Source organism: Gilliamella sp. Fer4-1 (genome assembly GCF_001690515.1).
GTDB classification, from domain to species: domain Bacteria; phylum Pseudomonadota; class Gammaproteobacteria; order Enterobacterales; family Orbaceae; genus Gilliamella; species Gilliamella apicola_C.
Window position 1 is genome coordinate 1 of sequence record NZ_LZGZ01000162.1, and the last position, 9418, is coordinate 9418.

11 protein-coding genes and 3 pseudogenes are annotated in these 9418 nt (G+C 34.0%); 1 reads left to right on the forward strand and 13 read right to left on the reverse strand.

Features of this window, described 5'->3' with window-relative positions; genetic code table 11:
- Positions 1-872 precede the first annotated feature (872 nt).
- The 4 genes from A9G30_RS05555 to A9G30_RS05575 all read right to left on the reverse strand — a co-directional run bounded on the left by A9G30_RS05555 (position 873) and on the right by A9G30_RS05575 (position 3885).
- Positions 873-1493 (reverse strand): hypothetical protein, encoded by a 621-nt coding sequence (locus A9G30_RS05555; RefSeq protein ID WP_065580230.1) that lies wholly within the window; start codon positions 1491-1493, stop codon positions 873-875.
- 194 nt (positions 1494-1687) lie between these two features.
- Positions 1688-2053: a hypothetical protein gene (locus A9G30_RS05565; protein ID WP_065588310.1), complete on the reverse strand. Its 366-nt coding sequence runs from the start codon at positions 2051-2053 to the stop codon at positions 1688-1690.
- Positions 2054-2442: 389 nt separating this feature from the next.
- Entirely contained in the window at positions 2443-3138 is a 696-nt protein-coding gene (locus A9G30_RS05570) for an HAD family hydrolase (RefSeq protein ID WP_065588311.1), read from the reverse strand.
- A gap of 147 nt (positions 3139-3285) precedes the next feature.
- Positions 3286-3885 (reverse strand): cysteine hydrolase, encoded by a 600-nt coding sequence (locus A9G30_RS05575; protein WP_065588312.1) that lies wholly within the window; start codon positions 3883-3885, stop codon positions 3286-3288.
- Positions 3886-3974: 89 nt separating this feature from the next.
- Between A9G30_RS05575 and A9G30_RS05580 the strand changes: the two genes are divergently transcribed.
- On the forward strand, positions 3975-4856 hold the full coding sequence (locus A9G30_RS05580) for a LysR family transcriptional regulator (protein ID WP_065588313.1): 882 nt from the start codon (positions 3975-3977) through the stop codon (positions 4854-4856).
- A gap of 148 nt (positions 4857-5004) precedes the next feature.
- Here the strand turns inward: A9G30_RS05580 and A9G30_RS05585 are convergent, their stop codons facing one another.
- The 9 genes and pseudogenes from A9G30_RS05585 to A9G30_RS13160 all read right to left on the reverse strand — a co-directional run.
- A complete protein-coding gene (locus A9G30_RS05585) occupies positions 5005-5625 on the reverse strand; it encodes a hypothetical protein (protein ID WP_065588317.1) in 621 nt (206 codons plus the stop codon).
- A 198-nt stretch (positions 5626-5823) separates the two neighbouring features.
- Positions 5824-6189 (reverse strand): hypothetical protein, encoded by a 366-nt coding sequence (locus A9G30_RS05590; RefSeq protein ID WP_065588314.1) that lies wholly within the window; start codon positions 6187-6189, stop codon positions 5824-5826.
- 315 nt (positions 6190-6504) lie between these two features.
- Positions 6505-6582, reverse strand: a pseudogene (locus A9G30_RS13600) (hypothetical protein); the annotation flags it as partial.
- 200 nt (positions 6583-6782) lie between these two features.
- On the reverse strand, positions 6783-7076 hold the full coding sequence (locus A9G30_RS05595) for a hypothetical protein (RefSeq protein ID WP_065566323.1): 294 nt from the start codon (positions 7074-7076) through the stop codon (positions 6783-6785).
- A 327-nt stretch (positions 7077-7403) separates the two neighbouring features.
- On the reverse strand, positions 7404-7697 hold the full coding sequence (locus tag A9G30_RS13605) for an RHS repeat-associated core domain-containing protein (RefSeq protein WP_081295717.1): 294 nt from the start codon (positions 7695-7697) through the stop codon (positions 7404-7406).
- Between the two features lie 257 nt (positions 7698-7954).
- The gene (locus tag A9G30_RS05600; protein ID WP_065582489.1) at positions 7955-8248 is read right to left on the reverse strand and encodes a hypothetical protein; all 294 of its coding nucleotides are present in this window, start codon (positions 8246-8248) and stop codon (positions 7955-7957) included.
- Between the two features lie 75 nt (positions 8249-8323).
- Positions 8324-8560 (reverse strand): hypothetical protein, encoded by a 237-nt coding sequence (locus tag A9G30_RS05605; RefSeq protein WP_065588315.1) that lies wholly within the window; start codon positions 8558-8560, stop codon positions 8324-8326.
- A gap of 134 nt (positions 8561-8694) precedes the next feature.
- Positions 8695-8952: pseudogene (locus A9G30_RS13610) on the reverse strand (RHS repeat domain-containing protein); the annotation flags it as partial.
- A 194-nt stretch (positions 8953-9146) separates the two neighbouring features.
- Positions 9147-9418, reverse strand: a pseudogene (locus A9G30_RS13160) (hypothetical protein); the annotation flags it as partial.

A 9418-nucleotide genomic window follows, 5' to 3' on the forward strand; every position in this document is an offset into this window, starting at 1 on the left:
AAATGTAAGAAAACTAATTAATGTTGTTATCGTATCTGGTACTGCCAGTTAGTCGTCAGTTGAACGTGAGGGTATCAGATTATTATGCTTGGCTAAAATGCGAGCTTAAATTAATGGAAGTTGTTTGATAATATCAAAGCGCTTTATTGGCAGCATAAAGCCCGTTTAGGTGCAACAAGCTTAGTACATGATATCAGAGTCAACGGCTATGATATATCAGAAAGAAAGGTTAGCTGGGCATGATAAAAATCAGTCAGAAAAGCCATTGATTTTATTGAAGTTTTTATTTTATAAAATGATGAAAAATAATAACATTACTCCTTTTGTTACAAGCCTATTTCATGATTGTTGTCCAATGCATTAAATCGTTGGTTATACCTTTAGATAATGATTAATTTGCTCGAAAAGTAATTGGACAGCAAACAAGTTCGCATATTGATAGGCATTTAGTTTGTAACACACTTAAAATGTCTTATTTTGTCGTCAATTTCTTAAAGGGATATTACTACCTAGTGCTTGATAAAGCCAATATTGCCGTGTGAATTTTAAGCGGTTAGTGTTACAACATAGGTTGAGATAAAGTATGAGCTGAGCTGGCAATTGTTGGGATAATGCTGTTGCTGAAAGTTTTTTCCATACGTTTAAAAAATAACATGATTCATGATGTGGATGACAAAATACGAGGTAAGCCAATAAAGCACTATTTGAATATATTGAGATCTACTACATTCAAGTTTGCCGACATTCAGCTCATGGTTGGATATCGCCTAAGCAATATAAAAAGCCGTATTACTTTAATAACGCCTCTATAGAGGCAAGTATTGTCTAAGGTTTTGGTGAGGATCAAATTTCGTTTTCTTTTGATTATCTGTTTAACGAAGCGGTTCTGGTAGGCGGCGTGTCAGGGGACGCAATTTTTCTCTGTCATCCCATAAACCAGGGAATACTTCAAACTTCAGATCATCACGGTTAATACCTGTATCAAAATAGCGACAGAGGCGGTCTCGTAAATCTACATCACCCCACATATTAGTCAGCTCATATTGTTCAATAAGCTTTCTATCTTGTGGCAGCGTTAAATCTTCTTTGATAATTGGTGCTCTAGTTGTACTTAAAATGCCATTAGCATCAGGAACAAGATCTATTAATTTTCCTCCTAAAAAATGAAAATTAAATCTATCACCTTTGTAATGATCTCCATCCAAAATAGTATAGGCATCAATCCAATATCTTTCATTAGGCTTTGAACTGGGTATTACTGTAGTGGATTTTATTTTCCCTTGAATTAACGACTTATTAATCACATTCCCAACAAAAACGCTGAACAAGGGTTCTATTTTATTTAAATCTAAATTCTGCCATGCACCATCTGAATTGAATATATCATAAAAGCGCATTTCAGGGCTGGTTAGCATCTGTCCAATTGTGTATAAATTATCACGTAATTGGATATTGACTAGATCATTTTTCTTCCAAACAACACGTTTAGCCATAATTAGCATCGACCTCTTTTTTTAGGAACAGGCTTTCGATCCTGCTAATAGGTTGGCGCATCATCGTATAGCAGGATTTCTCAGTATCTTTGATGGCAATAGCTTCAATTCTGTTGGTGCAATCATAACAGTAATCGGTCCCTGTTTGTTGTGTTTTTTTCCTACTAGCAGATCGGGGGAAAATGATTAATTCATTAATCGTAAACACCAATCTCTTCCGCTTTGGCAATTAACTCATCTTGCAATGAACCTTGTATTTCATCTCCATCATACTCAAGCATGAAATCACCACTAATATTGGGAGGAAAACATGAACCATCGATGGTGCCAAAAATCGTAGACATTGTATCTATCATTACTATACGCAGAAAATTAAAAATCTTTTCTTGGTCTTTATCTGATAGCTTTGTGATAATACTTCTTGCTCTTGCATAAGGATCATTATCGTTTGTGGGTTTACTCGGATCACTTAAATGAATTTTATAATATTCAAGTGTATCATCCAAAAGCATAGATAAAAGTGAGGTAACTACTAATTCATCTTTTCCTATTTTATTCATTTAACAACCTCCTTTTCCATTAGGTTTTACTGTATTCATTTCTGGATATATTTCTTTATTTTTGGCGATTAATTTCTGAAAAGCACTATTGGGTATTTGTGGGTAAACTCTTTTTAGCTAACATATATCTCTAACTAATAGTGCAAATAATACCGAAATTTTCCCAATTTGACGAGACCCAAATTTAGACATTAATATCCCGGATATAGGCATCATAAATAATGCGCCAAGACCAAAAGTAAGAATAAAATAACCAATTACTTCGTCCGTGACATTAAAACGTGGTGCAAATTATGCAATTTGAATCGCCCAAACGCCAGTTATAAATCCATTGTAAAATAATACAGTAACAGCACATCTTGCTTTTGATTCTATTTTTATTTCCTTTATCAATTCTCTATAAAAACTTCATGATCGCGATCCAACGAGATACTGTAATCGCCATTATCTTGTTTATTTACTTTAACTTCCAAAAAATTAGCTATTGCAGTTTTAGCTCCATGCTTGATAAGTATTGTTTCTCCGATACCTACGCAATATGCACCGGCTTCAACAGCAGAGGTAACGCCACTAATTGAGTCCTCAAATACCAGTGTTTTATTGGGAGGTAGCATTAAACGTTTCGCACCTAAAATATACGGATCAGGGAATGGTTTACCACGAGACACATCATCACGCTCTACAATCACGGAAATACAGTCTTTAATCTGAAGCATATCCATGATCCTGTCAATTTTTTCTCGCCAGCCACTCGTCACTATTCCTACTCTTATTTTTGCAGCTGACAAAGCTAATATTAACTGCGCAACGCCGGGAATAGGATCATAGTCAGCAGTATTTTCAGCATGAATAATATAGGCCTGTACTTTTTTTTGGTCATCTATTGGCAGGTGGCCAAAAAGCGCCTTTATTGTGTGCGGTCCTGGTTGGCCGTGAATATGATTTACTATATCACTATCAGTAACTTTGATTCCGTATAAAGCGCCGGCTTCAATCCAGGCTCTTTCAATAACAGTATTGGAGTCGATAAGTACACCATCCATATCAAATAAAACACCGGAAATTTTTTCTCTTGCATTACTCATAATTTTTTATCCTTTTGAGTTTAAAATAGGTGCAGCAACAACTATTTGCCCTAATGAAATTCCACCATCATTAGTTGGTACTAATTTATGGCTGTATGGTTTTAAATCAATTTTTTCTAAATGATCTAATGTTCATTTTTAGCTCCATTAACTGCGTTCCGGCAAATCATCTTGCTTCTCTAGAAGAGCTAAAATTTCAGAAGATGAAGCTACTGTCGCGCAATAATTTGCCAGCCATTCTAAAGCACGATTGGTATCATCTATGGAAGGAGCAAAAACGCCATCACTTGGAACCCATACATTGTACCCTCTAAAATAAGCATCAGCTGCCGTTGTTTGAACACAAACATGAGTTTGCAAGCCTGTAACAATCACTGAATTAACACCAAGTTTTTTTAGAATACCATCAAGGTCATTGTTGTAAAAACCAGTATCTCGTCCTTTTACTACAACAATATCTGAAGAATGACTTATTGTCTTCAATATCTGATTTTCTGGTCTTCCGGTTAAAGCTGGAATGCCACCTTCTCGATTTTTATATCTTTTTTGCACTGCTGGATCATTGGGATCATTAATCAACTGTAAATGTATAACTTGATGATTTAGATTCCTGATACCGTTTAAAAATTCATTAAATTTAGTAAGTTTTTCTTCCAGTTCTTCAGGTGATTTTGATATTTTGTAGGTAAATTCATATTGCAAATCATTAGTTAACACCGCTACTTTGGGCGTGACGCCTATCTCCATGTAAAATTGAACTTTCTTAAATATAAGCATTTGAGGAAGTTGTGTATAATGAAAAAAAAATCAGTTATTGATAAACATTTGGAATGGATATGAATATCGACATCCGACTGCTTAAAGCATTTATAACACTGGCTGAAACTAAAAGTTACCGCCTCGCAGCTGAAGCTTTGTTTATAACTCAACCTGCATTGACAAAACAAATTCAAGCTTTAGAAAGAATTATTGAAATGAAACTTTTTATTAGAGGTCGGAATGGAGCAAAATTAACATATATTGGAGAAAAAATATTTCTCGAAGCGCAAATACTTTTAAAGTATTACAATCATTTTTTTATCACAGCCAGTGATATTAAGAAGAATGCACATAACCATATATTAATTGGATTTGGTATTTCGTCATTCCAAAATGTACCTAAGTGGATTCATGCCTTTTCGGATAAATATCCTGAATATGAAGTTATTACCAGACAAATTCCATCTAGTACTCAAATTAAGATGTTGATGCAAGGTGAATTGGATATTGCCTTTGCTCGAATGCCGGTACACGATTCTCTAAATTCAATAATTCTATCTAAGGAACGGATCGTTCTTGCTGTGCCGGCTGACGTTGAAGTTAATTCCTCTAATCTTAATTATGTAATCGAAACAAACTCTTTATTGCACATAAAGCCAAACTTAGCACCTTGTTTGGCTGAACAAACTAAAATGATGCTTGACCATATGAATATATTTTCAAATCCCGTATCAGCCACCAGTGACCTTTCGTCTCTTTTAGCGTTAATTGCAGGTAAAAATGGGGTTGCCTTTGTTCCGGCAAGTGTCCGTCATTTTTTACCGAAAGGCGTTAAACTCATTATCCCTGAATTTGAACAATCAGGGTGGGATATTGCTATGGTATGGAACCCAAAGATTCGTAATGAAAAAAGAGATCTGTTTTTAGAAATGGTTAAAACAATTGTAACTACCCCCTAAAATAGTGCAGCAAAAAAGTAGAAAATTCTCTATGATAAAAGTAAAAGGGGGGTAATTATGTTGGGGTTTTGGTTTCTTTATCTTTGTTTTTTTGATAATCATTCAGTTAAATAAAAAAGGGTAATTCCGTTTTCTTTTGATTATCTGCTTAACGAAGTGGTTCTGGTAGGCGGCGTGTCAGGGGACGCAATTTTTCTCTGTCATCCCATAAACCAGGAAATACTTCAAACTTCAGATCATCACGGTTAATACCTGTATCAAAATAGCGACAGAGGCGGTCTCGTAAATCTACATCACCCCACATATTAGTCATCTCATATTGTTCAATAAGCTTTCTATCTTGTGGAAGCGTTAAATCTTCTTTGATAATTGGTGCTCTAGTTGTACTTAAAATGCCATCAGCATCAGGAACAAGGTCTATTAGTTTTCCTCCTAAAAAATGAAAATTAAATCTATCACCTTTGTAGTTTCCATAATCTAAAATTGTATAGGGTTTAATCCAATATTTTTCGTTAGGCTTTGAGCTGGGTATTACTGTAGTGGATTTTATTTTCCCTTGAATTAACGACTTATTAATCACATTCCCAACAAAAACGCTGAACAAGGGTTCTATTTTATTTAAATCTAAATTCTGCCATGCACCATCTGAATTGAAAATATCATAAAAGCGCATTTCAGGGCTGGTTAGCATCTGTCCAATTGTGTATAAATTATCACGTAATTGGATATTGACTAGATCATTTTTCTTCCAAACAACACGTTTAGCCATAATTAGCATCGACCTCTTTTTTTAGGAACACGCTTTCGATCCCGCTAATAGGTTGGGGTATCATCGTATAGCAGAATTTCCCAGTATCTTTGATGGCAATCGCTTCAATTCTGTTGGTGCAATCATAACAGTAGTCGGTCTATCCCTGTTTGTTGTGTTTTTCGCCTACTAGCAGATCGGGGGAAAATGATTAATTCATTAATTGTAGACACCAATCTCTTCCGCTTTGGCAATTAACTCATCTTGCAATGAACCTTGTATTTCATCTCCATCATACTCAAGAATGAAATCACCACTAATATTAGGAGGAAAACATGAACCATCTATGGTGCCAAAAATTGTTGACATTGTATCTATCATTACTATACGCAGAAAATTAAAAATCTTTTCTTGGTCTTTATCTGATAGCTTTGCGATAATACTTCTTGCTCTTGCATAAGGATCATCGCTGTTTGTAGGTTCACTTGAATTACTTAAATTATTTTTATAATATTCAAGTCTGTCATTTAAGAGCTCATCTAAAATTGAGTTGACGATTAATTCATCTTTTCCTATTTTATTCATTTAACAACCTCTTTTTCCATTAGGTTTTAGTTTTCTCATTTCTGGATACATTTCTTTATTTTTGGCGATTAATTTCTGAAAAGCACTATTGGGTATTTGTGGGTACACGTATACCTCTAGCTAATAATTCTCTAGCATGACTAAATGGTTTTTCTGTTATAGAGTTAATTTTACTGCGTGTAACAATTCCAACTTCATCTGTAAGGAACTCATGTTCAACTTTGGGAACTAAAATAGCAGGGATAATACCCTTTTACAAGATTTTGCCTTACATGGTGAGCATTCAGCCCTAAATGATCGGCCCAAGTCAACTCATTAGGCGCATACTGGACAGATTAAACCCACCAGCAGCTCAATCGGGTCTGGCTGAGTAAATCTTCCTGTATCTGGATGATAGTACCTGAAAGTATTGTAATGTAAACTGGTTACTTGTCTAAATTATAACCTTGATAGTATGAATTATATTGTATCGATACCTGTACTATTTTTGTATCATTATACTTCATAACTAATAGCTGATTTTCTACAATATAGGTAGCAAAGAAATAAAAGCGATGAAAATTTAGATGTACGATCTTTTCTACATTGATTAATTACTCTAATAATGAGAAAACATGATGAAATTCTTCGTTTTTTATCAAATCCTGTATCGTTTTATTTATTACTTTGTCATTTAAACTCTCAACAATAATCATATCTGATGCCCAAAAATATAAGCCATTACAACACTCTTTTGTCTCTTTATACTTATTCAAAATAGAAATTATATTTTCGATAGTGAAAAATGTTGCAGCATACCGCTTTCCATTGTCTAAAAAAACTTCAACATCAACATTATCATTGACCTGATTAAGATCCCGATCATAGTTTAAAATTTTAATATTCATAATACTTAAGTTCCTTTACCAAATACTTTTAAAACTTCATTGATAACTATTTGCTGATTAGCCTTATTAGATTTACTAATATTTCAATTATACTATCATTTATTTCTCTGAAATAAACACGTGCCCATATCGAACTCTAGTTTCAGAAAATCCATGACCTATGGTTTTTGGTGCGACAGTCTGATTTTTTTATTCTTTAAAAGAAGTTGTTTTGTTAAATGAACGATACTTGATTGATGCGATTTTCCTATAATCTCAGCTTTTTAAAAAAGTTTATTACTTTCTTTTATTCACGAATGAATTTTGAAACAACTCAATTTCCACGGATCAACTCAATCCAATAGGCGCATACTGATAAAGATTAATACTGCCAGCTAAACCTACCAGATCCAGTTGAGTAAATCTATCTATATCTGGATCATAGTACCTGAAAGTATTGTAATGTAGCCCAGTTTTTCTGTCTAAATATTGTCCCTGATGTCTGAGGTTTTGTTCTACTGAGTCGTGTTCGATTTCATGAATCCGTTTACCCCAGAGCGGATAGCTACATTCCCAGATGATGTCACTGTTTGCTACGGTAAGCTCTTTTGGTGCACCGTTTAGATCGGTGAGGAAGTATATGACTTTTTCGGAGCATTACCTCTTTTATCTATGCGTGCCAGTAGTTGGTAGCTGCTTTGGTCGGTATAGATATACAGCCTGCTGTGCTGATTCGGGCTGGTTTTCTGAATCATTTTTTAGCCGACCCATAAAAGCGGGCACGATTGTAGGGGTTGCCTGCGTCGTTTAGTTGATGTTTTTCAATACGTACTTCGCTCAAGCGGTAGTTGGCGTTGTAGTGGTAGTGCCACTAATCATCCTGATTTAATTTCAGTTTTTTAACTTAGAAATATTTTCTCAATATATTCGCTTACTTTTGAATTAATATTACTTATATACTTCATGTCTTCATAAGTGCCCAATTTTAAAGCGCCTTCTAAATTGTCATGCAGGACTAAAAGATTATATGCCAATTCCTTTGAAATAAGATCTTTTTCTTTATAATTAGTTACCATTTCATCCAGTGAAGTATAGAGATCATTAATTGTTTTTTCATCTAACTTATCTTGTAATCTAATTTTTTCAATTACACTGATAATCTTTTCATGAACATCAGAATTTATAATTTTCATAAAACACCTAATTAATTATTTTTATTGAATTTGTTGGTATAGGTCAGTCAAATAGTGCTTCTCAAGCACCTTTAGCTAATCGTCTTCAAATTGATTACTTAAAAGGTCAAGATCTTTAGTAAAAGATATATCAATTGTTCCACCCAAAATTTTACTTAAATCTATATCAACTATTCTAGTTCCAATTTTATTAGCCCATTTTTCAGCGATACTTAAATCTTTGGTTGCAGATATAAACTGAGATGGAGAACGACTCTCTGATGTTACATGTCCTGCAACTATTTCTATATTATTTGGGTTTAGTGAAAACAATCCAGAAGATATGTTTTTGCCTTGTCTAATAACTGTATAGACTTTGCTACTTTTTATACGATCAAACTCACTTACTTTAGCACAGGTGCTAATCCTAATGGATCAATCCAAGTTAACCCATTAGGCGCATATTAATACAGATTAAACCCGCCCAGCAGCCCAATCGGATCCGGCTGGGTAAATCTACCTATATCCGGATGATAGTACCTGAAAGTATTGTAATGTAAGCCGGTTTCTCTGTCTAAATATTGTCCCTGATATCTGAGATTCTGTTGTATCGGGATGTGTTCGATTTCATGAATTCGCTTACCCCATAACTGAAAGCTGCATTCCCACAGTATTTTACCGTTTGCATCGGTGAGCTCTTCTGGACAGCCATTCAGGTCGGTGTGGGAAGTAGTGGATATGTTGTTCATGGTTGCCGTCTATGCCTATTGCGCTAGTGGTTCGTAGCTGTTCTAGTCAGTATATATATGAAAAATTCAATTATCCTTGCCAAAATAAATATTAGACAGTATTTAATTCTATCACTCTAGTTGATTTTTCTATTTAAAATTTAAATAATTGTTCATTTTTATATTTCCTTCTATTTATATGGTGACATCAATTTATTAACATCTTCAACAGATAAGCTAAAGGAATCTATGATATTAATGTTTATATTCATATTTAGTTGGTCATTTATTCGGTTCAACCAATGATAAAAATCAATAAAGATATTCTCATTCTCTTTTGTTAACTCCATAAAACCAGAGTCTGTATGAGATAGCTCTAATGAATCTAAGATAAATCGAAAAATATCTTTATTTTGGATTAAATCATCAGTTTTAATGATCATTAATTCTTTAATTATTAATA

Bases quoted from the DNA above. Each gene is read 5' to 3' on its own strand.
- A9G30_RS05585 (WP_065588317.1), bottom strand. From the start codon at position 5,625: ATGGCTAAACGTGTTGTTTGGAAGAAAAATGATCTAGTCAATATCCAA.
- A9G30_RS05570 (WP_065588311.1), bottom strand. From the start codon at position 3,138: ATGAGTAATGCAAGAGAAAAAATTTCCGGTGTTTTATTTGATATGGAT.
- A9G30_RS05590 (WP_065588314.1), bottom strand. From the start codon at position 6,189: ATGAATAAAATAGGAAAAGATGAATTAATCGTCAACTCAATTTTAGAT.
- A9G30_RS05600 (WP_065582489.1), bottom strand. From the start codon at position 8,248: ATGAAAATTATAAATTCTGATGTTCATGAAAAGATTATCAGTGTAATT.
- A9G30_RS05555 (WP_065580230.1), bottom strand. From the start codon at position 1,493: ATGGCTAAACGTGTTGTTTGGAAGAAAAATGATCTAGTCAATATCCAA.
- A9G30_RS05580 (WP_065588313.1), top strand. From the start codon at position 3,975: ATGAATATCGACATCCGACTGCTTAAAGCATTTATAACACTGGCTGAA.
- A9G30_RS05565 (WP_065588310.1), bottom strand. From the start codon at position 2,053: ATGAATAAAATAGGAAAAGATGAATTAGTAGTTACCTCACTTTTATCT.
- A9G30_RS05575 (WP_065588312.1), bottom strand. From the start codon at position 3,885: ATGGAGATAGGCGTCACGCCCAAAGTAGCGGTGTTAACTAATGATTTG.
- A9G30_RS05595 (WP_065566323.1), bottom strand. From the start codon at position 7,076: ATGAATATTAAAATTTTAAACTATGATCGGGATCTTAATCAGGTCAAT.